Origin of the sequence: Nocardia sp. CS682, assembly GCF_004634405.1 — a bacterium.
GTDB classification, from domain to species: Bacteria; Actinomycetota; Actinomycetes; order Mycobacteriales; family Mycobacteriaceae; genus Nocardia; species Nocardia ninae.
In genome coordinates this window covers 4937351-4963422 of the sequence record NZ_CP029710.1, presented here as the reverse complement: position 1 = coordinate 4963422, position 26072 = coordinate 4937351, and the positions used below count along the sequence as shown (strand labels likewise).

General features: G+C 68.2%; 19 protein-coding genes, 1 tRNA gene and 1 other RNA gene. 12 read left to right on the top strand and 9 right to left on the bottom strand.

Annotated elements, in window-relative coordinates:
- Window positions 1-141: 141 nt before the first annotated feature.
- From DMB37_RS22360 to DMB37_RS22345, 4 genes are all read right to left on the bottom strand, one after another.
- Complete coding sequence (locus tag DMB37_RS22360) at window positions 142-1248, bottom strand: esterase-like activity of phytase family protein (RefSeq protein WP_240771617.1); 1107 nt, start codon at window positions 1246-1248, stop codon at window positions 142-144.
- 117 nt (window positions 1249-1365) lie between these two features.
- On the bottom strand, window positions 1366-3516 hold the full coding sequence (locus tag DMB37_RS22355; protein ID WP_135234376.1) for a 3-hydroxyacyl-CoA dehydrogenase NAD-binding domain-containing protein: 2151 nt from the start codon (window positions 3514-3516) through the stop codon (window positions 1366-1368).
- 40 nt (window positions 3517-3556) lie between these two features.
- Window positions 3557-4771 (bottom strand): acetyl-CoA C-acetyltransferase, encoded by a 1215-nt coding sequence (locus DMB37_RS22350; RefSeq protein WP_107653703.1) that lies wholly within the window; start codon window positions 4769-4771, stop codon window positions 3557-3559.
- 367 nt (window positions 4772-5138) lie between these two features.
- Window positions 5139-7892, bottom strand: coding sequence for a DNA polymerase III subunit gamma and tau (locus tag DMB37_RS22345; RefSeq protein WP_135234375.1), 2754 nt, complete (start codon window positions 7890-7892; stop codon window positions 5139-5141).
- Window positions 7893-8361: 469 nt separating this feature from the next.
- Here DMB37_RS22345 and DMB37_RS22340 point away from each other — a divergent pair, with 469 nt between their 5' ends.
- The 6 genes from DMB37_RS22340 (at window position 8362) to DMB37_RS22315 (ending at window position 16229) form a co-directional block, all read left to right on the top strand.
- A complete protein-coding gene (locus tag DMB37_RS22340) occupies window positions 8362-9186 on the top strand; it encodes a hypothetical protein (RefSeq protein WP_135234374.1) in 825 nt (274 codons plus the stop codon).
- A gap of 134 nt (window positions 9187-9320) precedes the next feature.
- A complete protein-coding gene (locus DMB37_RS22335) occupies window positions 9321-10622 on the top strand; it encodes an ammonium transporter (RefSeq protein WP_135234373.1) in 1302 nt (433 codons plus the stop codon).
- Window positions 10623-10708: 86 nt separating this feature from the next.
- The gene (locus tag DMB37_RS22330) at window positions 10709-12991 is read left to right on the top strand and encodes an MMPL family transporter (RefSeq protein ID WP_135234372.1); all 2283 of its coding nucleotides are present in this window, start codon (window positions 10709-10711) and stop codon (window positions 12989-12991) included.
- The gene (locus DMB37_RS22325; RefSeq protein ID WP_135234371.1) at window positions 12988-13665 is read left to right on the top strand and encodes a TetR/AcrR family transcriptional regulator; all 678 of its coding nucleotides are present in this window, start codon (window positions 12988-12990) and stop codon (window positions 13663-13665) included. The genes DMB37_RS22330 and DMB37_RS22325 overlap by 4 nt, the downstream gene beginning before the upstream one ends.
- Window positions 13666-13772: 107 nt before the next feature.
- The gene (locus DMB37_RS22320; protein ID WP_135234370.1) at window positions 13773-14477 is read left to right on the top strand and encodes a hypothetical protein; all 705 of its coding nucleotides are present in this window, start codon (window positions 13773-13775) and stop codon (window positions 14475-14477) included.
- 462 nt (window positions 14478-14939) lie between these two features.
- A complete protein-coding gene (locus tag DMB37_RS22315) occupies window positions 14940-16229 on the top strand; it encodes an ROK family transcriptional regulator (protein ID WP_135234369.1) in 1290 nt (429 codons plus the stop codon).
- Between the two features lie 340 nt (window positions 16230-16569).
- Here the strand turns inward: DMB37_RS22315 and DMB37_RS22310 are convergent, their stop codons facing one another.
- Entirely contained in the window at window positions 16570-18201 is a 1632-nt protein-coding gene (locus DMB37_RS22310; RefSeq protein ID WP_135234368.1) for a DUF2207 domain-containing protein, read from the bottom strand.
- Window positions 18202-18277: 76 nt separating this feature from the next.
- On the opposite strand from DMB37_RS22310, the gene DMB37_RS41820 reads away from it, so the two are divergent.
- Window positions 18278-19726, top strand: coding sequence for a neutral zinc metallopeptidase (locus DMB37_RS41820; RefSeq protein ID WP_305036206.1), 1449 nt, complete (start codon window positions 18278-18280; stop codon window positions 19724-19726).
- 157 nt (window positions 19727-19883) lie between these two features.
- Here the strand turns inward: DMB37_RS41820 and DMB37_RS22300 are convergent, their stop codons facing one another.
- Together DMB37_RS22300 and DMB37_RS22295 are read right to left on the bottom strand one after the other, a co-directional pair.
- Complete coding sequence (locus DMB37_RS22300; RefSeq protein WP_107653694.1) at window positions 19884-20216, bottom strand: hypothetical protein; 333 nt, start codon at window positions 20214-20216, stop codon at window positions 19884-19886.
- A gap of 94 nt (window positions 20217-20310) precedes the next feature.
- Entirely contained in the window at window positions 20311-20886 is a 576-nt protein-coding gene (locus tag DMB37_RS22295; RefSeq protein ID WP_135234367.1) for an HhH-GPD-type base excision DNA repair protein, read from the bottom strand.
- Window positions 20887-21066: 180 nt separating this feature from the next.
- Between DMB37_RS22295 and DMB37_RS22290 the strand changes: the two genes are divergently transcribed.
- The 4 genes from DMB37_RS22290 (at window position 21067) to DMB37_RS22275 (ending at window position 24165) form a co-directional block, all read left to right on the top strand.
- A complete protein-coding gene (locus DMB37_RS22290) occupies window positions 21067-21552 on the top strand; it encodes an ImmA/IrrE family metallo-endopeptidase (RefSeq protein ID WP_240771616.1) in 486 nt (161 codons plus the stop codon).
- Window positions 21549-22628: a hypothetical protein gene (locus tag DMB37_RS22285; protein WP_135234366.1), complete on the top strand. Its 1080-nt coding sequence runs from the start codon at window positions 21549-21551 to the stop codon at window positions 22626-22628. Before DMB37_RS22290 ends, DMB37_RS22285 begins: the two co-directional genes overlap by 4 nt.
- Window positions 22625-23212: a phosphatase PAP2 family protein gene (locus tag DMB37_RS22280; protein WP_240771615.1), complete on the top strand. Its 588-nt coding sequence runs from the start codon at window positions 22625-22627 to the stop codon at window positions 23210-23212. The genes DMB37_RS22285 and DMB37_RS22280 overlap by 4 nt, the downstream gene beginning before the upstream one ends.
- Before the next feature lie 146 nt (window positions 23213-23358).
- On the top strand, window positions 23359-24165 hold the full coding sequence (locus DMB37_RS22275) for a methyltransferase domain-containing protein (protein WP_135234365.1): 807 nt from the start codon (window positions 23359-23361) through the stop codon (window positions 24163-24165).
- A gap of 52 nt (window positions 24166-24217) precedes the next feature.
- On the opposite strand, the gene DMB37_RS22270 is transcribed toward DMB37_RS22275, so the two are convergent.
- Both DMB37_RS22270 and ffs read right to left on the bottom strand, forming a co-directional pair.
- Window positions 24218-25510 carry an aminotransferase class I/II-fold pyridoxal phosphate-dependent enzyme gene (locus DMB37_RS22270; protein WP_135234364.1) on the bottom strand — a complete coding sequence of 431 codons (1293 nt, stop codon included), beginning with the start codon at window positions 25508-25510 and terminating at the stop codon, window positions 24218-24220.
- A gap of 185 nt (window positions 25511-25695) precedes the next feature.
- Window positions 25696-25790: signal recognition particle sRNA small type (gene ffs, locus DMB37_RS22265), an RNA gene on the bottom strand.
- 139 nt (window positions 25791-25929) lie between these two features.
- Here ffs and DMB37_RS22260 point away from each other — a divergent pair.
- A tRNA-Ser gene (locus DMB37_RS22260) sits at window positions 25930-26017 on the top strand.
- The last annotated feature ends 55 nt before the right edge of the window (window positions 26018-26072 follow it).

Genomic DNA, 26072 nt, shown 5'->3' with positions numbered 1-26072 from the left:
TCCACATTCCGCACTGCGGAGGGTGCGCGACATGTGCAGGTCTTGCCCAGCAATGGGTAGGCGCCGCCGAGCTGGATGGCCGAGGTGACGTACCGGGAGTCTATCGGTGCTGTCTGCGCATGGTCAGTTCGTGCCTGGCGGCTAGCGGACCGCGAGGGCAATGAACTGGGTGATCTGGTTGGCGGCGAAGTTGTTGTCGCTCACCAAGATCAGCGTGCGTTCACCGGAAGGCAGGCGTGGGCCCCAGGTCATGCCTTCGACGTTGTCGATCTTCGCGAGGCCGACATCGTCCAGATCGACCAGCAGGCGCTTGGTAGCGGGGCGGGCGTTGCCGAGCGGGGCGTCCAGCACGTTGGTGGCGCCGCTCAGATCCGCCTGATAGATCCTGATCTTGTTACCCACGCCGACGACGAAAGAGCGTTCCAGGACAAGGACTTTCGTCGGGTCGACCGGGTCGGCGGCCAGGATCGAGGCGATGCCGTTCCCGCCGAGACCGGGCTGCGGGCGCGACTCGGCGAACACCGGCTCCAACGGGTACGCATACTGGGCGAACACCGGGCCGAATCGGGCCTGGACGGTGATCCGCGCGGTCGCGCCCGCCGTTGTCGTCGCGACCGGGCCATCCTGCAGCAGTGGATCTTCCACCGACGTCATGAACAACGAGCCGCCGGCGGCGAACGTCGCGCCCTCCAGGGCCGCATTCTGCCGTGGACCCGAATCCGGGCGCATCCGTTCGTTGTTCGGAATAGGCAGCTCACCCGCGAACGTGCCGTCGGGGCGGGTGACGCGGACCGAGGGGTCGGCGAGCACCGTCTCGGTGCGCTCACCCTCCTGCGTCCAGAAGTAGTTGCCGGACCACGGGTCGACCCGAATCTCCTCCGGGTCCACCGACTTCGGGCCGTAGGCAGTGCCCGCGGCGGTCAGCAACGGCCGGGATCCGGTGAAAGTCACCGGGCCCGCGCCACTTTCGCCGACCGGGAAGCGCGCGGTGTAGAACCGCGCCGGGTTGCGTTCCGAGCGGTCGTCGCTGATGAGCACGTAATCGCCGGTGCGGGAATCGAAGTCGATCCCGGACAGCCCGCCGACCGTGGTGCCCTGGAATTCCTGCGCATGCGGCACGATCTGCTCGCCGAGCAGCCGGACCGCGGGGCCCGATTCCGGCGCCGCGGCGGCGGGTGCGACACCCAGCGCCACCGCGATGGTCGCGACCAACAGGGCTTGTCCACAGCGCGGGTATCCACGTCTCACCGGAACCACGTTATCCACAATGCGGTACCGGCGGGTGAACATCACCCAAATCACCCACGCTGAAAACGGCGAAAGCCCGCCACCGCGAAACGCGATGGCGGGCTTTACCGTTGGTGACTACTTACGCAGCGAGGCCGGAACCTCGAAGCGATCGCCGTAGGTCTTGGCAAGGTAGTCGGCGCGCTCGACGAACGCCGCCTGCCCGCCCGGGTAACCGACGATGAACTGGTGCACACCACCGGTCCAGGCCGGGAAGCCGATGCCGAAGATCGAGCCGATGTTGGCGTCGGCGGTGGTCTCCAGCACACCCTCGTCGAAACACTTCTGGGTCTCGATCGCCTCCGCGAACAGCATGCGGTCGATCAGATCCTGCAGCGGCACCGTGAAATCCGCTGTGGTCTTGAAGTGCTCACGCAGGCCGGGCCACAGACCGGTGCGCTTGCCGTTCTCGTCGTACTCGTAGAAGCCCGCCTTCTCGAGGCGACCCGGACGACCCTCACCGACCATGTAGTCGATGACGTCCTGCGCCGGGTGGCGCTTCTTGCCCATCGTGGTGTCGCCCGCCTGGGCGGCCTCGATGGTCTCCTTGGCGATCTTCTGCATGAGCTTCATGTTCAGCTCATCGGAGAGCTGCAGCGGCGCGGCCGGGTAGCCCGCCTGCAGACCGGCCTGCTCGATGGTCGCGGGCTCGATGCCCTCGGTGAGCATGGCGATCGCCTCGTTGACGAAGGTGCCGATCACGCGCGAGGTGAAGAAGCCACGGCTGTCGTTGACGACGATCGGGGTCTTCTTGATCGCGAGGGTGTAGTCGAACACCCGAGCCAGCGCCTCGGGCGAGGTCTTCTCACCCTTGATGATCTCCACCAGCGGCATCTTGTCGACCGGCGAGAAGAAGTGGATGCCGATGAAGTCTTCCTGGCGCTTCACCCCGGCGGCGAGGCCGGTGATCGGCAGGGTGGAGGTGTTGGAGCCGAGCAGCGCGTCCGGGGTGACGATGTCCTCGATCTCCTGGAACACCTTGTGCTTGAGCTCGGTGTTCTCGAAGACCGCCTCGATCACGAAGTCCACGCCGTCGAAATCCTTGGCGTCGGCGGACGGAGTGATCCGGTCCAGCAGCGCCTTGGACTTCTCCTCGGTGGTCTTGCCCCGGGACAGGGCCTTGGCCTCGATCTTCTCGGAGTAGTTCTTGCCGCGCTCGGCCGCCTCGATGGTGACGTCCTTGAGCACGACCTGGTAGCCCGCCTTGGCGGAGACGTACGCGATGCCCGCGCCCATCATGCCCGCGCCGAGCACGCCGATCTTCTTGATGTCCTTCTTCGGCACGTCCTTCGGCCGCGAGCCACCGTTGTTGATGGCCTGCAGGTCGAAGAAGAACGCCTGGATCATGTTCTTCGCGACCGGCCCGGTGAGCAGGTGCACGAAGTAGCGCGACTCGATCAGCGACGCGTTGTCGATGTCGACCTGCGAGCCCTCGACCGCGGCGGCCATGATGGCCCGCGGGGCAGGCATGTTGGTGCCCTTGAGCTGCTTACGCAGGTTGGCCGGGAACGCGGGCAGGTTCGCCGCGAAGGCCGGGGTGGACGGGGTGCCACCGGGGATCTTGTAGCCCTTCTTGTCCCACGGCTGCACGCCACCCTCGGGGTTGGCCTTGATCCACGCCTTGGCGGCGGGCACCAGTTCCTCGACCGAGCCGACGACCTCGTTGATCAGGCCGATCTCCTTGGCCTTCGCGGGGCGGTACTTGTTGCCCTGCAGCAGCACCTGCATGAGCGCGTTCTGCAGGCCGAGCATGCGCACGGTGCGGGTGACACCGCCACCGGCGGGCAGCAGGCCCAGGCTCACCTCGGGCAGACCGAGCTGCACGCCCGGTACGTCGGCGGCGATCCGGTAGTGGGTCGCCAGGGTGATCTCCAGGCCACCGCCGAGCGCGGCGCCGTTGATGGCGGAGACGACCGGCTTGCCCAGGGTCTCCAGGCGACGCAGCGCGTCCTTGATGGCGAAGAGCTCATCCATCAGGCCCTGGCCGTCTTCCGGGCCGACCTTCATCATGTTCTTCAGGTCGCCACCGGCGAAGAAGGTCTTCTTCGCCGAGGTCAGCACCACGCCGGTGATGCTGTCCTTCTCGGCCTCGAGCCGCTCGACCGTCGCGGTCATCGACGCCTTGTACAGCTCGTTCATCGTGTTGGCGCCCTGGTTCGGGTCGTCCATCGTCAGCGTGACGATGCCGTCCGAATCCTGCTCCCAACCGATCATGTTGGTTTCGCTCACAGCTCTGTGTCTCCTTGAATTCTCAGCTGCCGGTTGGGGTTTAGACGCGCTCGATGATGGTCGCCACGCCCATGCCGCCGCCGATGCACAGGGTGATCAGCGCGTAGCGGCCGTTGCGGCGCTCCAGCTCGTCGACCATGGTGCCGGTGATCATCGCGCCGGTGGCACCCAGCGGGTGGCCCATGGCGATCGCGCCACCGTTGACGTTCAGCTTCTCGTCCGGGATGTTCAGGTCCTTCTGGAACTTGAGCACCACCGAGGCGAACGCCTCGTTGATCTCGACGAGGTCCATGTCCTCGATCGACAGGCCCGCCTTGGCCAGCGCCTTCTTGGCGGCCGGGGTGGGACCGGTCAGCATGATGGTGGAGTCGGCGCCGCTGGTGGCGGTCGCGACGACGCGCGCACGCGGGGTCAGGCCGGACGCCTTGCCCGCCTCTTCGGTGCCGACGAGCACCAGCGCGGCACCGTCGACGATGCCCGAGCTGTTGCCACCGTGGTGCACGTGGTTGATCTTCTCGACGAAGTAGTACTTCTGCAGCGCCACGGCGTCGAAGCCGCCCATCTCACCGATCACGGCGAAGGACGGGTTGAGCTTGGCCAGGTCCTCGGCGGTGGTGCCGGGACGCATGTGCTCGTCCTTGTCCAGCACGACGATGCCGTTCTGGTCCTTGACCGGGACGACCGACTTGGCGAAGTAGCCGCCGGTGGTGGCCTTGGCGGCCAGCTCCTGCGAGCGCACCGCGTAGGCGTCGACGTCATCGCGGCTGAAGCCCTCGATGGTGGCGATCAGGTCGGCCGAAACACCCTGCGGCACAAAGTAGGTGTCGTAGTTGGTCGCCGGGTCGAGCGCCCACGCGCCGCCGTCGGAGCCCATCGCCACGCGGGACATGGACTCGACGCCACCGGCGATGACCAGGTCGTCGAAGCCGGAGCGCACCTTCTGCGCGGCCAGGTTGACGGCCTCGAGGCCGGAGGCACAGAATCGGTTGAGCTGGAAGCCGCCGACGGTGTCGGGCAGGCCCGCCACGGTCACCGCGGTGCGGGCGATATCCATGCCCTGGTCGCCGACGGGGCTGACGACACCGAGGATCAGATCCGAGATCCGGTCTTCGTCGAGGTTCGGGAAGCGGCCGCGCAGCTCCTGGATCAGACCAACAGTCAAGTCGATCGGCTTGACCGAATGCAGCGAGCCGTTCTTCTTGCCGCGGCCGCGCGGAGTGCGGATGGCCTCGTAAATGTAGGCCTCTGTGGTCATATCGGAGTGTTCCTTCCTTAAAGGTGCGGCGGCCGGACGTCGTCCGTCCGAGCGCTCTGTGCGGCTACTCCACGCGATGCGGAACAGCTGCGGGTAACCTCGCCGACCGGTCCTGCGACCGACCGTGCCGTATTGAATTTGCACAACTCTCTGGGCCTACGTGGTTACGCAAGCTTGCTCCTTCGGCCCTGACGCTCGCCGTGCATACGCTGTACAAAACGCGGCATGCGATGGCGGACGCAGGTTCCGATCGCCCGTACGCCTGGGCATACCATAGAACCTCGTCGTACCGGAGCTCACGGCCACCCGTTCATACTACCGTGGTGTGCGAACTCCGGTTAACTTAACGTCGTGACGGCGGTGGTTGTCAACCACTCAGCTGTGTGGCCCCCAGCTCACTCTTCAGCAATTCGAGGGCGACCTCGTCGGGGTCGCGCCGATCCTCCGGCGCCACCGGGACGGCCGCGGCGCGGATCATCTCCTCCTCGTCCTCCGCGGTGGAGGCGGGCACCACCCCGTCGGCGGGCAGGCCGCCGCCGTTGACCTCACTACCGACCTGGGGCTGCGCCGACTCGGGCGGCGCTGCGTCAAAAGGGCCGGGATCATCCGGTAGATCCGGGAAATCGGGCGGGGGAATGTCGTCGTCGCCCCACGCGCGCGGTTTGTTCGCGGCGGGCTTATCCGCTGCGGCGCTCTTGGCTTGGCTCGGCCGCGAGAAACGCGGCGGGGCAGGGGCATCCGTACCGCTCCCGGCCGCGTTGCCGGATTCACGCCCCGCAGGCTGTCCGGCACCGCGCTGCGGTTTCGCCTGCGCGCCGGCCCGCGCCGCCGCGGGTCGCTGCGCCGCGCCGCCCGCCTCCCACCGCACGTCGTGCTCACGCCCGAGCACGGCACGAACCGCCGAACGCACTGCGTCCAGGTTGCGCGGGTCGGAGAGCCGCTGCGCCAACGGCGCGTGCTGATGGGCGAACACGATCGTGTTGCCGTCGATACGCGAGACCGAGGCACCGGCCAGCATCGCCTGCACGGCCGCGCCGAACTCCCGCACCTTGGTGCGGATATCCGCCCAGGCGCCCTCGACCTCACGCAGCAGGTCCGCATTCGACCCGGCCTGAGCCGGCTCTGGTTGCGCGGCTACGGCGGCCTCCACAGTTGACGCAGTCGCGGCAGTCGGCGCGGTCGCGGCGTCGGGCGCTGCGCCAGTGTTCGGCGCGGTCGCCGCGGTTGGCGCTGCGCCAGCGTTCGGTGCGGTCGCCGCGGTTGGCGCTGCCGCAGTGTTCGACGCTGCCGCAGTGTTCGACGCTGCGGCGGTGGTTGGCGCTGCGGCGGTGGTTGGCGCTGCGGCGGTGGTTGGCGCTGCGGCGGTGGTTGGCGCGGTTGCTGCGTTCGGCGTGATCGCGGCGTCCGGCGCTGCTGCGGCGTCCGGCGCTGCTGCGATGTTCGACGCTGCTGCGATGTTCGACGCTGCGTCGGTGTTCGTTGCTGCGTCGGCGACCAACGCGGTCGCGGCAGTTGGCGCGGCTTCGGCGGTCATCGGCGCAGACTGCGACGGCGCGGGTTGCCCTGCGGCGGGCACCTGTCCGCCACCGGCATCCGTCGGCGAGACCGCCTGTTCGCCTTGGTGTTGCGCTGGGGACGAGAGCTGTCCATCCGGATCCACCGGCCCGGCCTCCGCACCGACAGCCGTGTTGTCCACAGGACCTTCCCCGCCGGTCTCCTGACCACGGGCAGCTGAACTCGCACCCAGCCCGGCCCCGGACCTGGCGGACACATCTCGGTCCGGCCCCGGCGCGGCGCTCGCGCTGTCCGACGCGGGCGCACCCGCCGTCTCGCGGCGAATGGCGGCGAGCGCCTCGGCACCGCGTCGGCGGTTCGATTCGGCAGGGGAAGCATTGACGGGCGCCGGTCGCGCAGCGGGGGCAGCGGTCGCCGAACTCGGTGCGGCGGGCGCGGCGGGAACCGCGCCACCGGCGAACCCGCGTTCGAGGCGTTCCAAGCGCTGCAGCGTGGCGGACTCCGCATCGGACACCGACGGCAGCAGCATGCGCGCGCAGACCACTTCCAGCAGCAGGCGTGGCGACGTGGCGCCACGCATCTCGCCGAGTGCCGCGTGCAGCAGTTCGGCGTAGCGAGCCAAGGTGGCCGGGCCGATGCGCCCGGCTTGGTCGCGCATGCGGTCGAGGACGTCGCCGGGGCCGGACACCAGGCCGCGGTCGATGGCGTCGGGGACCGCGCGCATCAGGATCAGGTCACGCAACCGCTCGAGCAGGTCGACGGCGAAGCGGCGCGGATCGTGACCCGCCTCCATCACGCGGTCGACGGTGCCGAACAGGGCGGCGCCGTCGTTGTCGGCCAGCGCGAGGACCGCGTCATCGATCAACGCGACATCGGTGACACCGAGCAGCGAGACCGCTCGGGAGTAGGTAACGCCCTCCGGACCGGCACCGGCCAGCAGCTGGTCGAGCACGCTGAGGCTGTCGCGCGGCGAACCACCGCCCGCGCGAATCACCAAGGGGTACACCGCCTCTTCGACGGTCACCTGCTCCTGGTCGCAGATCTTGCCGAGCAGTCCGCGCATAGTGGCGGGCGGCAGCAGCCGGAACGGGTAGTGGTGGGTGCGCGAACGGATGGTCGGCAGCACCTTGTCCGGCTCGGTAGTGGCGAAGATGAAGATCAGGTGCGCCGGCGGCTCCTCGACGATCTTCAGCAGCGCGTTGAAGCCCGCCGTGGTGACCATGTGCGCCTCGTCGACGATGAACACCCGGTAGCGGGATTCGGCGGGGGCGTAGAAGGCGCGGTCGCGCAGTTCGCGAGTGTCGTCGACGCCGCCGTGACTCGCGGCGTCGAGCTCGATCACGTCTAGATTGCCCGGCCCGCCCGGGCCGAGCGCGATACAGGAGGGGCACACACCACACGGCGTCGAGGTCGGCCCCTGCACACAGTTCAGCGACCGCGCGAGGATGCGCGCCGAGGAGGTCTTGCCGCAGCCACGCGGGCCGGAGAACAGGTAGGCATGACTGATCCGGCCGGTGTCCAGGGCGATGCTCAGTGGGTCGGTGACGTGCTCCTGACCCACTACCTCAGCGAACGTTGCCGGTCGGTACTTCCGGTACAGAGCCACGGCCAGAGGTTACCGGCGCGCACCGACAAAGAACACTCGCGCTGACCGCCGGGCCAGGCGCGGCGAAACCCCGCCGCCGACGGTCATCGTTATGTGATCCAAATCACAGGATTCCACAGGCCTTCTTAACGCCCGCTGACCGATAACAACAGCGGCAACGCATGAGCTATCGCTGACGAGGCACCGGTCGAACGCGGGAAAATACCGCTCAATTCCCCCTTGTAGACCGGAAAATATGTACTCACGCCCCGATTTACCGCAGGTTTGTGGAGATAACGAAAGCGTCAACGCACGTGACACCGACGCAATCCGCTGGCTACCGTGGCAAACGGCAACTTCGGTAGCCAAACCTTCATCAGGTTGGTTGCCCCGGCCGGTCCCTCATCCCGACCGGGGCACAACCAAAGTTCCCGCACAACCAAAGTTCCAGCGCAGCCGAGTGCCACTTCCATCGGAGGAACTTCTCACCGTGCCGTCGCCTGATGACATCGCCACCGCGTTGCTTTCCAGCACCGACTTCGCCGGCGACCGCTCTGCGGTCGATCTGCTGAGCCGCGCGATCAGCCCCCAGGACTTCGCGATCAAACGCGACTCGCTCCCGGTGGCCGCCGCGGCCGACCCCGCTACCTCCGCCGCCATCCTCGAGCTGCTCGAGCGCGGCCAGGTGCCCACTATGGCCGCGATCCGCACCCTCACCGCGCAGAACGAGATGCGCCGCGAGGCCGAACGCATCGAGCGCCTCGGCCGCCGCGCCCAACGCAGCATCGACGACTTCGGCCGCGCGCTCGCCACCCTCGCCGACGCGCACTGGACCGCACACGGCATCGGCCCGACCCGGCGCGACGTGCTGTCCTCCGACGAGGTCATGTCCCTGATCCGGACCCGCATCGGCGACATCGCCCCGTCCGCGGTGAAGCACCTCTGGCTGATCGAACGCGCCCAGCGCGCGGGCTGGATCGCCTCCAACGCCAACGCCGGATCGCTGTGCGCCGGACGGCGGTTCTACTCCGACCAGTACGGCAACCGCGTCTCGCTGCGTCCGGTGAACACGATCGGCACCGCGGTGGCGGCCTACCTCGCCGACTACCAGGCCGAGCACGGCCGCGCCCCGCGCTGGTCCACCGTCGCCCAAGAGCTGCGTGACGATCGCGGCCGCCGGGTCTTCCACAACACCGCCGACGCCCGCGTCCAGGAACGGTGGCTGACCACCGCCGAATGGGTCGCCATCCAGGACGATCTCCCGGTGCCCGGCAAGCGCGGTCAGCGCGCGATAGCCCGCAAATCCCGCGTCTGATCGCACCCGATTTCACGGCTCCCGAGGGCAAACATCCCATGTCCGAAGTGGCGCGCAACTCCTAGACCAGCGCAAATCCGGGAATGAGCATTCGGTAATTTCCTTGCAACGCACCCCGCGTGGAAGGAGTTACCTTGTCCACAACCCTGGATCCCGCGGCCACCGCCTGGCTGCTCATCAGCACAGCCCTGGTGCTGCTGATGACCCCGGCGCTCGCGCTGTTCTACGGCGGGATGGTGCGCTCGACCGGCGTGCTCAACATGCTGATGATGAACTTCATCGCGATCCCGCTGGTGACCGTCGCCTGGCTGCTGTTCGGCTACAGCCTGGCCTTCAGCGACGACGCGGGCGGCGGGTTGATCGGCAACCTCGACCATGTCGGCATGGCCGGCATCGATCCGACCACGCTGCGCGGCGCGGTACCGGAGCTACTGTTCGCCACCTTCCAGCTGACCTTCGCGATCCTGACCGCGGCCCTGGTCAGCGGCGCCATCGCGGACCGCGCGAAATTCGCCGCCTGGATGATCTTCGTGCCGCTCTGGGCGCTGGCGGTCTACGCGCCGATCGCGCACTGGGTCTGGGGGCCGGACGGCTGGCTCGCCTCGTTCGGCGCGCTGGACTATGCGGGTGGCCTCGTCGTCGAGATCGCTTCCGGCGCTTCGGCACTCGCGCTCGCGCTGGTACTCGGCCCGCGCATCGGATTCAAGATCGACGCGATGCGCCCGCACAATCTCCCCTTCGTGCTGCTCGGTGCGGGCCTGCTGTGGTTCGGCTGGTTCGGCTTCAATGCCGGATCCGCGTTGTCCGCGAATGGTGTTGCGGCGGCGGTCTTTCTGAACACGCTGGTGGCAGGCTGCCTCGGCATGCTCGGCTGGCTCGCGGTCGAGCAGATCCGCGACGGCAGGCCGACCACCTTCGGTGCGGCGTCCGGCGTGGTGGCCGGCCTGGTGGCGATCACGCCGTCCTGCGGGTCGGTGAATACGTTCGGCGCGCTGATCGTCGGGCTCGCGGCCGGCGTGGTGTGCTCGTTCGCGGTGGGCTGGAAATTCAAAGCGGGCTATGACGACTCGCTCGACGTGGTCGGCGTGCACTTCGTCGGCGGCATCGTCGGGACGGTCTTGATCGGGCTGCTCGCCACCCAGGTGATGACCGGTGGCGTCGAAGGATTGTTCTTCGGCGGCGGATTGGCGCAGCTCGGCAAGCAGGTGGTCGGTGTGCTCGTCGTCGCGGCGTACGCATTCGCGGTGAGCTTCGCGCTCGGCAAGCTGATCGATCGCACCATCGGCTTCCGGGTGAGCCCCGAGGACGAGACGGCGGGCATCGACTTCGCACTGCACGCCGAGACCGCCTACGCCGAGGGTGTGCACGGACACTCGCCGCGCCGGTTCGGTGAAGGCCACTTCGGCCAGGGAAGCGCCGGTGATCGGGATCACTGAACGAGCGAAAGTGCGCTCTATCGTTGGGTCGTTAACGGCGTTACGCTAACGCCGTTAACCTACTGCGCCGAGCAAGGGAGCCGCGCGTGCTGATTCGGATTGCTCAGATCGCCACCCGATATCCACGGGCGATCCTGCTCGCCGCGGCCGCCCTGGCGATCCTGTGCGGGGTGTTCGGCGCGACGGCGGCGTCGCATCTGAAGTCGGCGGGCTTCACCTCGCCCGATGCGGAGTCGTCCGAGGTCGCGCGGCTACTCGCGGACAATTTCGAGGGTGCCTCGCCCAACTACGTGCTGCTGGTCAGCTCGGCGGCGGGTGCCGACGCACCGGCCACCCGCGCGGCGGGCATCCACCTGGTGGACACGCTGCGCGCCCGCGCCGACGTCAAGGGCGTGCAGTCGTATTGGACCGCCCAGCCCGCGGTGGCCTCCGCGCTGCGCAGCACCAGCGGTAAGGATGCGCTGGTGCTGGCGTACCTGACCGGCGACGAGACCGACGCGCAGCGGACCGCGGGCGAGCTCACCGAGCAACTCACCGGGACCACCGACGGCGTCACCGTCCGGCAGAGCGGCATCGCCGCCGTCTATCACGATGTGAACGAACAGATCACCCACGACCTCGCCCTCGCGGAGGGCGTGGCGATACCGATCTCACTGCTCGTGCTCGTGCTGGTGTTCGGCAGTCTGATCGCGGCCGCGCTGCCGCTGACCGTCGGCATCTTCGCCATCCTGGTCACGCTGGCCATTCTGCGGATGTTCACGCTGATCACCGACGTGTCCATCTACGCGCTGAACATGACCACCGCGCTAGGACTCGCGTTGGCGATCGACTACAGCCTGTTCATCGTCAGCCGGTACCGCGAGGAACTCGCCAACGGCCTCGATCCGGTGCCCGCCACCATTCGCGCGGTGCAGACCGCGGGCCGCACGGTGCTGTATTCCGCACTGACCGTGGCGCTTTCGCTGGCCGTGCTGAGCATCTTCGACATCTACTTCCTGCGCTCGTTCGCCTACGCCGGCGTCGCGGTGGTCGCCACGGCCGCTGCGGCGGCGATCGTGATCCTGCCCGCCGCGCTGGCGCTGCTCGGGCACCGGGTGAACGCGCTCGACATCCGAGTTCCGTTGCGCCGCATGTTCGGCCGGTCCGCTCCCGATCCGATGACACCGCTGGTGCCGGAACAGAGCCGCTGGTATCGCACAGTGACCTGGGTGATGGGGCACTCCGTACCGGTCGCGCTGATCCTCGTCGCGGTGTTCCTCGCGCTCGGATCACCGTTCCTCTCGGTGAAATTCGGCTACCCCGACGACCGGGTGCTGCCGACGAGTGCCGCCAGCCGCCAGGTCGGTGACGTGCTGCGGGCCGAGTTCCCGGCGGCCAACTCGGGCAACAACACCACCGTCGTCCTGGACGGCTATCAAGGCGGGCCCGGGCCGGTCGGCGAATACGCCAAGGGACTGTCCCGCACCGACGGGGTGTCGGCGGTGCTGTCCAGCGCCGGTGTCTTCGTCAAGGGTGCGCGAGTGGCAGGCGGTCCGCCCGGAATGGCCAACGACACCGGCGAATACCTCAATGTCGCCACCCGCGTCGACCCGTTCTCGCCTACCGGCGAGGCACAGTTGCGGGATCTGCGGGCGGTGCCCGCACCCTCGTCCGCGCTGTTCGGCGGGGCCGCGGCGGTCAACGCCGATGCCCTCGACTCGCTCGGCAAGCGCATGCCGCTGGCCATCGCGCTGATCGCGCTCGCCACCTTCGTGGTGCTGTTCCTGTTCACCGGCAGTCTGTTGTTGCCGCTCAAAGCCATTGTGCTCAATACTCTTTCGCTGACCGCAGCGTTCGGTGCGATGGTGTGGATATTCCAGGACGGCCACCTGTCCGGACTGCTCGGCTTCACCGCGGTGGGTTACATGACGCCGACGATGCCGATTCTGATGTTCTGCCTCGCGTTCGGGATGTCGATGGACTACGAGGTGTTCCTGCTCTCCCGGGTGCGTGAGGAATGGCTCGCCTCCGGCCGGGTGGTGGACGGCGTCGTGGTGCGCACCGCGAAGGACAACGAGCACGCGCTGGCGGTCGGCGTCGCCAGAACCGGCCGAATCTTCACCGCCGCAGCCATTCTCATGGCAATCGTGATCGGCGCGATGGTGACCTCCAAAGTGTCGTTCATTCAGCTGATGGGCCTCGGCCTCACGCTGACCGTGCTCGCCGACGCCACCCTCGTCCGCACCCTGCTCGCGCCCGCCCTGATGAAGCTGATGGGCACCGCGAACTGGTGGGCGCCCGCTCCGCTGGCCCGCCTGCATGCCCGAATCGGGTTGCGCGAGCACGCCGATGCCGTTCCCGCCGAGCGCATGCCGGCCGGTCGCGAATGATCCGTACCGGCCGATCCCGCTCGGCGCGCGGCAGCGGCGCCCAGCTGCGCACCGAAATCCTCGAGGTGGCAAGGGAATTGCTGGCCCGCACCGGCCATGCCGACGCGGTGTCGATCCGGGAGATCGGCAAGCGGGTCGGGGTGAGCGCGCCCTCGATCTATCGGCACTTCGCCGATAAGGACGAGCTCATCGAGGCGGTGGTCGTGCAGGTCTTCGAGGACCTGGACGCCGCGATAGCGGCCGAGACCGATCTGACGGTGTCCCCGATCACCCGGCTGTATCAGCAGGGGCTGGCGTATGTCCGGTTCGCCAGGGCGCATCCCGAACAGTATCGGCTGGCGACCACGCCGACCGTGGCGGGCGGTGCGGTGGATCAGGTGCTCGGTAGCGGTGCGTTCCAGCGGTTTTCGCAGACGGTGCAGCAATGCATGGACGCGGGCGTGATCACCCCTGGTGACCCGATGCCGGTTGTGCTCGACCTATGGGCGGCCGCGCACGGCATCGCGTCGCTGCTGATCGCCAAGCCGTTCATCCCGTGGGGCGATACCGAGGTGGCGGCGGGCCGGGTGCTGCGCGCGGCGTGCGTCGGCCACGCGATAATCGACATGATCGGCAGCGATGCGGCGCCGGACGAGGCCGCGGACTGGCTCGGCGAGTTGCGCCGCAAGCTCTGAACTTTCGCGCCTCGCATTGGAATCTGGCTGCGTTTTTCCCTCGTTCTCCTGGGCTTTCTCCTCGATGCTTTGCCTCGACAGCACCGTCTAACGAGGGATCGCAGTACATGAGGATGAGGAAGCTTGCCGTGGTCGCGGCGCTGGTGACCATGGCGACCGGAGTCGCCGCCGGCACTTCTGTCGCCACACCACAGACCACCGAGGGCCCGGTGAACTTCACCGCGCGCGCCACCGACAAGTCGTCGATCATCACGACCGATTCCGGGTCGCTGGTCGTCGAGGACGACGCCTTCAAGATCAAGGCGGCCGACGGCACCGTGATCGCCGCGACGCCGTTGCGGCTGCGCATCGATGACTTCGAATTCCCGATCGCGGCCCAGATTTCCCAGCGCACGGCCACGCTCACCCCGCAGATCGACGAGCAGCACGCCACCTACAAGCCGGTCGCGCTGCCCTTCGAGGACAAGGCGCCGTGGAAGTCCGAGTACGACCGTGAGCAGGCCGCGTGGAGTCGGCTGACCAGCACGATCAGTGCGGGCGCGACCATCGGCACACTCGTCGGCGGGCTGGGCGGCGCGGCCGTCGGTTGCGTGCTCGGCGGCATCCTCGGCGCCACCGCCGCCTCGGCCACCATCATCGGCCTGTTCGGCCCGTTCCTCCCCGCCGCTGCGATCGGTTGCCTCGGCGGCATCATCGCCGTGGGTGCCCTCGGCACTGTGGCAGGCCAGATCTTCATCACCGCTCCGGTCGCGATCGGTGCGGCGATCCAGTACTTCACCACGATCAACCAGCCGTTCAACCCGCCGAAGTAGCTCGCGGTCGCCACTGCCGCGACTTGGGCCTGTCGCAACGTCCCCGAAGGCGCCGGACGGGACTTCGCGACAGGCCCCAAGGGACCCGCCCAGCATCCGCTCGCTGGGCGGGACCCTTCGTTTTCGACTGCTTTCCTCGCTCGACCGGCACCTGAAGCCGCCGACATGGCTGCCGCGGCTCGGCGGCGACCTGCGAGAACGGTGTGTGCGACAACACAGCCGCGGATTGAGGCTTGGTGAGTCGTGGGCAGCGGTGTTAATTTCATCTACATGTCTGCCAACCGATCGAGCGCCCTGCGCGTCACCTATGTGACCGCTGCGCTGGGTCTGCGGCTGCCATTGACCCGCGAACTGTGTTGTCGCCCTTGCTGCAGCTGAGCTGCTTTTCCGGCTCGTTTGCTGCCTAGTCGCCCATGTAGGCACGTCCCGCCAGTCGCGGGACCTCGGCAAGGAATCTGCACTATGTCCCTCCCTACCCTCGAACGATCCGTCGCCAGGGTTGGCGGCGGTCGCGTTCGCGTCCAGCGTCCCGTGGTCGCCCCGGAACTGCGCATCGCCGACAACCCGGCGGCCGCGGTGCTCCGCTCCGCCACCGGCGGCCCCGTCTCGCGCGACAACGCCGCGCGCTCAACGGGTTTGAGCATCGCGACGGTCAACCGCCAGGTCTCCGCGCTGCTGGCCGCCGGCCTGCTGCGCGAACGGCCCGACCTGACGGCCTCCGGTGCGGTCGGGCGACCCCGGGTGCCCTTCGAGATCGATCACGAGGCGTACCTGACCCTCGGCATCCACATCGGGGCGGCGGTCACCAAGATCGTGGCGGCCGACCTGCGCGGCCGCATCCTCGGCGGCCTGGCCATCGCCACCCCGCAAACCGGCCAGGAATTCGCCACCACCACCGTCGCACGCAGCGCCAAGGCGTTCCTGCAGCGCTGGCACCGGCGCAAGCCGCTGTGGGCCGGCGTCGCCATCGGCGGGCGGGTCGATCCACTCACCGGCGTGGTCGACCATCCCAAGCTGGACTGGCAGGGCGCGCAGATCGGCGCCGTGCTCGGCGAGGTGCTGGAGCTGCCCGTCTCGGTGGCCCCGCACGTCGAGGCGATGGCGGCCTCGGAGTTGTTGCTGCCGACCATCGAAGCGCGCGACACCGCCAACGGACGCGTCACCGGTCCAGAACGCGGCAGCAGCCTGTACTTCTACGTCCGCGAAACCGCCGGCGTCGCAGTCACTTTGGATGGCCGCGTACACACACCGAGCAACGGACCAGGCTCGATCGCGCACTTGCCGACCGGCTCGGATGTCGAATGCACCTGCGGCAGACGGGGTTGCCTGGAGGTAACCGTCGGCGACCGTTCGTTGCACTCGCGGGCCGTCGGGCGCGGCATCATCCCGGCGTACCACGGCAGCGCGGGCTCCACCATCGTCGACCTCTACCGGGCGGCCGAATCCGGTTCGGAACCGGCCAGGGAACTGCTCGCCGAGCGCGCCACCATCCTCGGCCACACCGTGGCCATGGTCCGGGACATGCTCAACCCCGACCGGGTGATCCTCGGCGGCCAAGCCTTCACCGGCTACCGCCCCGCCGTCGCCCACGTGGCCCGCGCCTTCAACCAGGGCTCCACCCTCCCGCCCACCGACATCCGGATCAGCGGATTCGGCGGCAAGGTCCAGGAATTCGCCGCGGTGGTCACCTCGCTGAGCGTGCTCTACGCGGACCCGCTCGCCGCCATCCGCCGGACCACCCTCGGCGACTGAGCTATAGACCCCGGAGTCGGCCTGAGCGGACAGTTTTCAGGCCGATCCGGGCGAATTCGGTTCTCTTGCATCAATAGTGGGCGCGCAGGCCGCCTCGCATCGCTACCGGCGCGGACCGCAACCCGCCTGCCGACGCGGGGCGCCGTGTATCGCTACCGGGCGGTCGCCCCATACCGCGCCTGTGTGGCGCCATGGGAGCGGTGCCCCGCTCGCCGCCATCTGCCGGACGCCCCTCGGCGACTGAGCGGTACCTCCGGGAGCGGTCTGAGCGGACACTTTTCGTGTCGGTCAGGCCGGACTCGGTTCTCGTGCATCGATAGTGGGCGCGTAGGCCGCCGTACTACCGGTGCGGGTCGCCCGCCGCGGCGAACAGTCCTTCCAATGCCGTGATGAAGAACGGGAAGTGGCCTGCGAAGCGCTGGAGGTTGCGGTCGCGGTCGAAGCTGCCGAACCAGTAGAGGCCGGGTTGGGAGTCGGCGGAGGGGTTCAGGTCGCGGAAGGCGCGGATCCAGTTGTCGGCGCGGCCGCCGATCACCATGAAGGGCAGGGCGCGGGAGAACACGGTCTCCTGGTCGAGCGGCGGAACCTGTTCGCGCCGGGTCGATTCCAGGCCGCGCTGGAGTGCGCGGATCTGTCTGGTCAAGGTGAGTCCGTGCGCGGTGCGCACCGGCAGGTACTTCGGCAGCAGCAGGGTGGCGACACCGGCGAGGGCGATCGCGACGCCGACCAGCGCGTGACCCGAGGTCAACGCAAGCGCGATCGTCGCGGCGACACCGCCGACGAGCAAGGCACCGCCTAGCCAGGTCGCCGGGCCCAGGCCACGGCGATTGCTGAAGGTGCCGCGGGTGACCGCGTCGGCGACGAGGGCGGCGCGCACCGGTCCGGACTGCACCCGGCCCGGCGCACGCAGGTCGGTGATGGTGACGGCGTCGGTGCCATCGGGCAGCAACGCGGCGTAGACGGCCTTCTCATACGCACGCAACTGGTCGTCGGGGGCGTTGACCCGGGTGATCCGCCAATCCGTCTCACCGAGCGGCGTGATCCAGATGTACCGGCGCACAGCGAGATCCACCACGGTGGCGGCGATATCGACCGGGTCGACATGCTCATCGAGCAGCAGCCCCGCCTCGCCGGGCAATACCCCGTCCGGCGAGGTGAACTGCACCCGTTCGCCGTCGCGCACCAGCGGGTCCAGCGTCTCCGATCCCGTTCCGGCAGCGGCATTCTCGCGCCGCGCACGAAGGACGAAGGCGGCCATCCCGGCCAGCGCCAGCAACAGCACGCCGAACGCGATGAGCACCGGTGTGGAGATCGCGAACGGGCCGGAGTCGCTGGTGCCGCGCACGTCGGCGTTGCTCGGCACACTGCCCGGCGGCAGTTGCAGGGTGAGGTCGATCGCCTCGCCCTTCTTCAAATCGGTCTGCTCCAGATGGAGGACGCCGTCGACCTCGGTCATCACATCGGCACACGGCCTGGTGTTGCCGGGCTGGCCGAGTTTGCAGTCCACGATGCCCATTTCGAAGCTCGGGCTGATCAAGGTGGCGCTGATCGAGGCGATATCGGTGCCCATCACGCCGAGCCAGTTGAACACCTGACTGCCGGGCGCATCGTTGACGAGGTTGTGCACCGAGTAGGTGAAGGTCGACTCGCCCGGTTTCGCCTCGATGGTGAATTGATCGTTCGCCACCGTCGCGGTGCCCGCGCCCTTGGTATCCACATCGGTGACCTTGAAATGGCGCTCGACATCGTCGCTCACCTTCAGCCGCAAGGGCAGCGACATCCGGAATGTGCTGTCCTGCGGCACCGTCACCTGCTCGACCACCTCGAGCACACCCTCGCGGCTGAGCTTCAGATCGGCAATGATGGACACACCGGTCGGCGCGGGCTGGGTGTGGGCAATCGGGGCGGTCGCGAGCAATCCCGCGGTGGCGAGCAGCAGCGCGCCCAGGGCGCCCCACCGAAAAGTCAGCATGGCTGCCTACTTTAGACAGCTTGCTATTCTGCGTCATCGGCTGTCGGTGATCATTGAGACGAGGGGGTACGGGGGCGTGACACAACCACCGTACGGAAACGGACCGGTTCCGCCTGGTGGGCGACCTGTTCCGCCTTCGCCCGGATACGGTCAGCCGGGGGGCTCGGGGTACGGACCCCCGCCGACGCACGGCGAACCGGGTCACGGTCAGCAGCCGGCGCAAGGTCAGCCGCTGGCGCACGGCGCGCAGGGGCACGGTCAACAACCCGGTTATGGCCAGCAACCGGGACAAGGCCAGCCGGGCTACGGCCAGCCGCCGAATCAGCAACCCGGATACGGTCAACAGCCGAGTCAGCAGCCGGGCTACGGCCAGCAGCCGGGTTATGGCCAGCCTCCTGGCTACGGTCAACCACCGGGTTACGGCCAACCCCCCGGCTACGGTCAACAACCAGGCTATGGCCAGCCCCCTGGCTACGGCCAGCAACCGGGCTACGGCCAACTCCCCGGCTACGGTCAGCAGCCGAATTACGGCCAACAGCCGGGATACGGTCCGCCACCTGGCTATTCGCCCGGCTACGGCCCCCCGCCCGGTCATCGCGCACCCCCGCCGATGCCGTACGGCCCACCCGGACGCCCCCCACACCAGCCACGCCGCAGGTCCGGTGGCGGCGGCTGGATCGCCATCCTGGTCGTCGTCGTATTCCTGGTCGCAGGCGGCCTGGTCCGCAACGCGATAACAACCGGCAAGGGCGACGCCGACGCATCCGGCCCCGCACCCAGCCTCACCTTCGCCCCCGACGGCAAGACGGGTCCCGCCGAGACCGGCGCCAATCCGCTCCTCGCCGACCCGAACGCGACGCTGATCCCCGCGCGCTGCGCGTACTCGCCGTGGGGCACCCAGGTGGACGCCGCACGCAAGTTCTTCGAGAGCGCCGCCGACTGCCTCGAGGCGGCGTGGAAACCGGTGATGCAGAAGGCGAATCTGCCGTTCCAGAAGCCCGCGCTCAACATCAGTGCGACCACCACCGGCATCACCACCCCGTGCACCGGCTCCACCAGCAACTTCGCCGCCTTCTACTGCCCGGCCAACAAAACCATCTACATGCCGATCAGCCAGTTGCAGACCGACTTCTTCAAAGACAACTGGGTCGTCTACCTGTCCGTCTTCGCCCACGAGTACGGCCACCACATCCAAGCCATGTCCGGCATCCTGCGCAAAGCCAACAGCGACCGTGCCGACGCGGGCCCGCGCAGCGCCCGCGGCCTCGAGCTGTCCCGCCGAGTCGAGTTGCAGGCCAACTGTTTCGACGGCATGTACCTCAACTCCGCCTCCGGCGGCGGCTCGCTGTCGGACTCCCAGCTCAACCTCGCCCGCAAAGACGCCTACGGGCGCGGCGACCAGGCGGGCGACATGCGCGACCACGGCACCTCCGAGAACGGCGGCCAGTGGTTCGAGATCGGGTTGGACAAAAACCGTGCCGCCCAGTGCAACACCTTCACGGCCTCATCCAGCGCCGTGAGTTAGGGCCTGTCGCATAGTCCCTGCGGAGGCGCCGGATAGGACTTTGCGAACGGCCCTAGTCGTCTGCGCACAATGCCGGTCCGCTGCACACACCGGCGCACGAGTCGTCGAATGTGTGCCGCGCCGATCAGTTCCGCGAAGTTCAACGGGGCGGGCGGCTTCACGCCCCGTCGGCAAAAGGGGAGCTCGCGCGGCGCGCGTAGGTGTTCTCCGGCGACACGGTGATCACATCGCACACCTGCACCAGCTCGTCCGGCACATCCCCGCCGAAATGCGCTGTGCTGGGCACGATCACGGCGTCCGTCTCGAGCCGCCGGGCCACCGTGGTCAGCCTGCCGATGACGTCCTCGGTTTCCGCGCCGAACACCACCGTCTTGGCTAGGTCGTACCCGAACCGCTGGGCCAAACTCCGGATCAGCACCTCATCCCACTGCTGCCGAGCCCCGGAAACATCTCGACGCAAATACCCGACTGCCGCTGGACGTCGCCTCATCAGACCACTCCCTTCCGAGACAACGATCCCGGTACAGAGCCGTCCGCAACAACGCCCACCCGCTGCCAGTCCCCCGCCACTTCGCCGAAATCTGTCAGCTCTGTTTCGCCGCCGCCTTCGCCTGCTTCTTGAATTCCCGCACCTGCGCGAGCGATTCGGCGTCGGTCACGTCGGCGACCGAGCGGCGTGAGCCTTCGTCACCGTAGGCGCCCGCGACTTCGCGCCAACCCGCGGGTTGCACGCCGCGCTGCTTACCGAGCAGCGACAGGAAGATCTTGGCCTTCTGTTCGCCGAAACCGGGCAGGGCTTTCAATCGGCGCAGGACTTCTTTTCCATCGGGTTTGTCCTGCTTCCACAGGTTTTCGGTTTTCCCGTCGTAATTCTCGATGATGTAGCGGGCGAGTTCCTGCGCACGCCGGGCCATCGAGCGGCCGTAGCGGTGGATGGCCGGTGGGGTGGAGCAGAGGTCTTCGAATTCTTGTGGGTCGGCCTCGGCGATGCGATGGATATCGAAGCCGCCCATGCGGTCGGCGATCTTCTTCGGGCCGCGAAAAGCGTGCTCCATCGGATACTGCTGGTCGAGCAGCATGCCGAGCAGGGTGGCGAAGTGGTCCTCGGTCAATAGCTCGTCCGCCTCGACGTCCTGCGCCAGGCAAAGCTTGCGACTCATCGCCATTCCTTCCCACCGTGACAAACATGCTCGGACGGATTCGATCATCTCACTTGTCAACACACCATGATGGCGTCCTGGTCATCGCATATTCGGCCGCGTCGTGCCCGCGCTGTGAGCTGTCCCAGTAGGCGCTGCGGCGGCTGGGCGTGGCGCGACGTCGCGTGGTTGGATGGCGGCATGCAAGGGGGGTATGCGGTCGGTCCCGCGGTCGATCGCGTCTTCGCCATGGCGACCGCCGAGGAGTCGCTGTCCCTCGACGGGCTGCTGCAAGCGGTAGCACGGGATCGGGGCCGCCCGTTGACGGTGACCGAGGATCCGCACATGCCGGCCGGGGTGTTCGGGCATTGGATTCGCTTCACCGATCGAGACGAGGTGTCCTACGCGTCCTGGACGCAGACCAGGGACCGGACCATCGCGCACGAGCTCGGCCATATCGTGCTCGGTCATCAGGGTCGACCGGTGCTGGAGGTGGCGCAGGCGGTGCTGCCGACGGACATGCACGACCTGGCGGCGCTGATCCTGCGCCGGGACTGCGCGGACGCGGCCGCCGCCGCGGAGGAGCTGGCCGCGGAGCAATTCGCCAGTCTGCTGCTGAATCGGCTGCGTAGCATCGGCGGCCGGGAGCCGCGACTGCGGTCGCGCTGGGGTGAGGCGCTCGGATGATCGCGATGGTGCTGGCGCCGCTGATGTGGGTAGCGGTGCTGACCCGGGCGTGGCGCTGGTGGTGGTCGCGCGGCTGGGTGCTGGGTTGTATCACCGTCGCGCTGGGTGTTGTGGCTGTGCACTTGAGTCTGAATATCCCTGCGGCGGAACGTCTTCTGCAGACCGTCGCGCCGATGCCGAACTTCTCGACCGGGCTGCGCATGGTGCTGTTCAACCTGATCGCGGCATCGACCGGCGCGCTCACCCTGGCCGTGACGATCGACCCGGCGCGGCTGGCCCGCGGCGTGCGCATCCTCGTGGTGATCGCGGTGGCCGGGTCGGTGGTCGCGTTGGCGATCTTCGTCGGCACACCGCCGGTGCCGCAGGCGGCCGGTGGATTCGAGTTCGATCAGGCCTACAGTCACCTGCCCGGCTATGCCGAGGCGGGGATCGCGGGCGCGTTGTTCCCAGCCCTGCTGTGCCCGGCGTTGATGGTGATGGCCGCCCGGCCCGCGGATTTGCGGACAGTGACCGGTTGGAGTCTCGCGCTGCTGTCGGCGGGTCTGGCGGCGGCGACCGTCTGGGCATGGATCCGGCTGGTGTACTTCGTGGCGGTGCGCTACGGCGGGGCCGCGCCGATGCCCGCGGTGTTCGAGGTGACCCGTGCGGTCTCCGCGGCCGGGGTGTTGGTCATCTTCGTCGGAATGATGCTGTCGCCCATGGTGTCCTGGGTCCGTGCCCGGCGTGTACTGCGCGCGATCGGGCCGATGCACGACGAGTTGGTCGGGCGCTGGCCGGGTGTCCGGCGCCCGTCCCGGCGCGGCAGCAGCGCCGACGAAAAGGCCAGCGACCGGGTGACCGAGCTGCTCGACGCGCTGAGCCTGGAGATCGAGCAGGCAGGCGGATCCGACGGCTCGGTCGCCGAGCAACGGGAAGTGGCTGCGGCGGTGGCGGATTGGTTGATCAGTGGGCACCGCTGCGCGGCACTGAATGGGGAAAGCGTCCGATCGGCGGCGCTGGCGGCGGGCCTGGACCGCCGCTGGGCCGTCACGTTGGCGCAGGCGTATCGGACAAGGCAACGAGAGGTTGTGGCGTGACGGAGACAGCTGTGGTGCAGGCGCGGGCCGCGCGGGTGATCACCGAGCTCGGGGCACCGTGGATGATCAATATCGTCACCTCGGTGATCGCCGGATTCCTGGTGGGCGCGCCCGGCTGGGGGCTGTTCATCGCGACGATCTCGGGAGTGATTCCGATGATGGTCATCCTGCTGGGGGTGCGGCGCGGGATCGCCAGCGATCATCACGTGACCGAGATCGGTGACCGCCACTGGGTGATTCCGGCGATTCTGGCGATCGTGTGCGTGGGACTCATCGTCGAGATCGTGCAGGGTGCGCCGCGCGAGCTGATCGCCTGGACGGTCGCCGCGCTGGTCGTGCTGATCGGGATCGGCGTCGTGACCATGCTCGGCGGCTGGAAGGTCAGCGTGCACACGGCCGTCGGCGCGGGCACCACGGTGCTGTTGGCGATCATCGGTTCCCCGTGGTTCCTGCTCGCACTGCCGCTGACCGGGGTGATCGGCTGGTCGCGCGTCTGGCTCGGCGATCACACCCGCGGTCAGGTGGTCGTCGGGGCGCTGCTCGGCGCGGCACTGGCCGCCGGGGCGTATCTGCTCGCCTCCTGACCTGCCGCACACCCGGTGACCCGCCTCACAGACCTGACGTGCGTGGCTATGACGCCGCGCGTAGGCTCCTGCGCATGCCTCAGCAGACGGCAGTACCTACATCGGCACCCCACGAGGTGGCCACGGCTAGGGATGGACACGGGCCCATGGACACCTACACTTTGCGCCCCGATCGGTTCGATCGAGCAGGTCAGGATCAACTCGTCGACGTGCGCGACTTGCAAGCCGCGCTGCCCGGTATCCGCAGGTTGCGGGACTGGGCACACGACGCGCTCGCGCTGCGCCCCGGCGAACGCGCGGTCGACATCGGCTCCGGCACCGGCACGGAGGTCATGGCCTTCGCCGACGTGGTCGGACCCGACGGCGTGGCGGTCGGGGTCGAACCCGACCCGAACCTGCTCGCCTCCGCGGAACGCCGGGCCGCACAGTCCGGTTCGACGGCCAAGTTCCACTCCGGCGACGCCTACGGCCTGCCGTTCGGCGCGGGCAGTTTCGATGCCGCGCTGTGCGAGCGGGTCTTCCAGCATCTGACCGCGCCCGCCCGCGCCGCCAACGAGATCGCGCGCGTGCTGCGCCCCGGCGGCCGGGTCGTGGTGGTGGACAGCGACTGGGGCACCGCGATTGTGCATCCCGGCGAGCGCCGGGTGGTCCGCGAGGTGGTCGACACATTGATCTCCGCGACCACCAACCCGTTCTCCGGCCGTAAGCTGCCCGGCCAACTGACCAAGGCGGGCCTGGTGATCGACGACATCGGCTCGCACGCGCTGGTGCAGGATCGCACCGTCGGCGTCGGCTCGCTGGTCACCCGCATCTCGGCGATGGCGGTGGCGCGCGGGGTGATCACCGAGCAGGAGCGCGCGCAGCTGGTCGACGACCTCGAGGCGGGCGCGGCCAGCGGCGACATCCACCTCTCGGTGACGATGTTCGCCGTGCTGGCGCACAAGCCGAACTGATCCCTACGCAACACAGCGGGCGCGTACCTTCGGGTACGCGCCCGCTGTCGCGTTACGACGTGCCGAGCAGCTTCTCGGTGGCCGCGAGCAGCACGCAGGTGGCCAAGCCGTCCATCGCCTTCTCCAACTCGGGCAGCTTCGGAAAGCTCGGCGCGATCCGAATGTTCTTGTCCTCCGGGTCATTCCGATACGGGAAGGCCGAGCCGGCCGCGGTGAGCGCGATGCCCGCGTCCTTGGCCAGAGCGATCACCCGTCCCGCGGTGCCCTCCAGGACGTCCAGGCTGATGAAGTAGCCACCCTTCGGCTCCGTCCAGGACGCGACCTTGGACGCACCCAGCCGGTCCTCCAGGATCCGCAGCACGAGCGCGAATTTCGGCTCCAGGATGGCGCGGTGCTTCTGCATGTGTGCGCGCACACCGTCGGCGTCCTTGAAGAACCGCAGATGGCGCAGCTGGTTGATCTTGTCCGGGCCGATGCTCTTCTTGCCCGCGTGGCCCAGGTACCAGTTCAGGTTCTCGGTGGAACCGCCGAGGAAAGAGACGCCCGAACCCGCGAAGGTGATCTTCGAGGTGGAGGCGAACACCAAGGGACGGTTGGGGTTTCCGGCCGCGGCGGCCATCCCCAGCACGTCGTACACCGGGGCGGCGGTGTCGGTCAGCGGGTGCACGGCGTAGGCGTTGTCCCAGATGAGGCGGAAGTCCGGTGCGGCTGCGGGCATCGAAACCAGTTCCCGCACAACCTCTTCGGAGAAGGTGACACCGGACGGGTTGGAGTAGTTCGGCACCACCCACATGCCCTTGATCTGCGGGTCGTTCGCCACCAGCTCGGCGATGGCATGGGTGTCCGGGCCGTCGTGGTGCATCGGCACCGGGATCATCTCGAAGCCGAGCACCTCGGTGATGGAGAAGTGCCGGTCGTAGCCGGGGCTCGGGCACAGGAACTTCAACTTCTCCTCGGCGGCCCATCGGCGCGGGGAGTCGTTGGTGCCGTACAGCATCGCGAAGGCGAGCACGTCGTGCATCAGCTCGAGGCTGGCGTTGTTGCCCGCGATCAGGTTGTCCACCGGAATGCCGAGCAGCTCGCCGAAGATCGCGCGCAGCTCCGGAAGTCCGTGCTGGCCACCGTAATTGCGGCAGTCGGTGCCGGTGCCGTCGCGGTAGTCGCCGTCGCCGGGCAGCGAGAGCAGGCCAAGGGACAGGTCGAGTTGTTCCGGCGAGGGTTTCCCCCGCGTCAGGTCCAGCGTGAGCTTCTCGGTCTTGAGCGTCGCATAGTTCGCGTGCTGAGTCTCGTGTTCGGACACGAGTTCCTCGTGGCTCATCAAACCGATCTGCGTTTGCCGGGGCATCCTGGGCAGCCTTTCGAAGCAGCGGGGACGTGGGTTGTGGCCAGACCGATGTGCGGCGGCCGGACGTTCAGCCCACCGAGCGCATCGGGCGTCGACGGACCATAGTTCACGTTACCCGTGTGTTGCTCGGATTTGGAGGCGTTATTCGACAGCCGGACTTCGGTCCGTGCGGGCCCCTCGAAAATTTAAGGGGACCCCGCGCACCCGGCAGAGCCCATTGACCCTTGCTGCCTTCCGGCCCTGGGGGAGTTCACAGGATGCGCGCCGCGCGGGATCCGTCAGCAAGTGTAGCCGCTCCCCCGCCGATCCCCCTCCTCCGGGTACCCACACCGGGCCCGAAACCGGGCCGAACAGGGACTTTCCTGCTCCGAACGGACCCGTTTGGCGTCCACCCTCCCCCACCCGGTATGCTGCTCCACGGAGGATTCGCCTAGTGGCCTATGGCGCTCGCCTGGAACGCGGGTTGGGTTAACGCCCTCAGGGGTTCAAATCCCCTATCCTCCGCCACGAAAAGGCCCTGATCTCTTGATCAGGGCCTTTTCTGTGTCATGCGGTCCTCGGG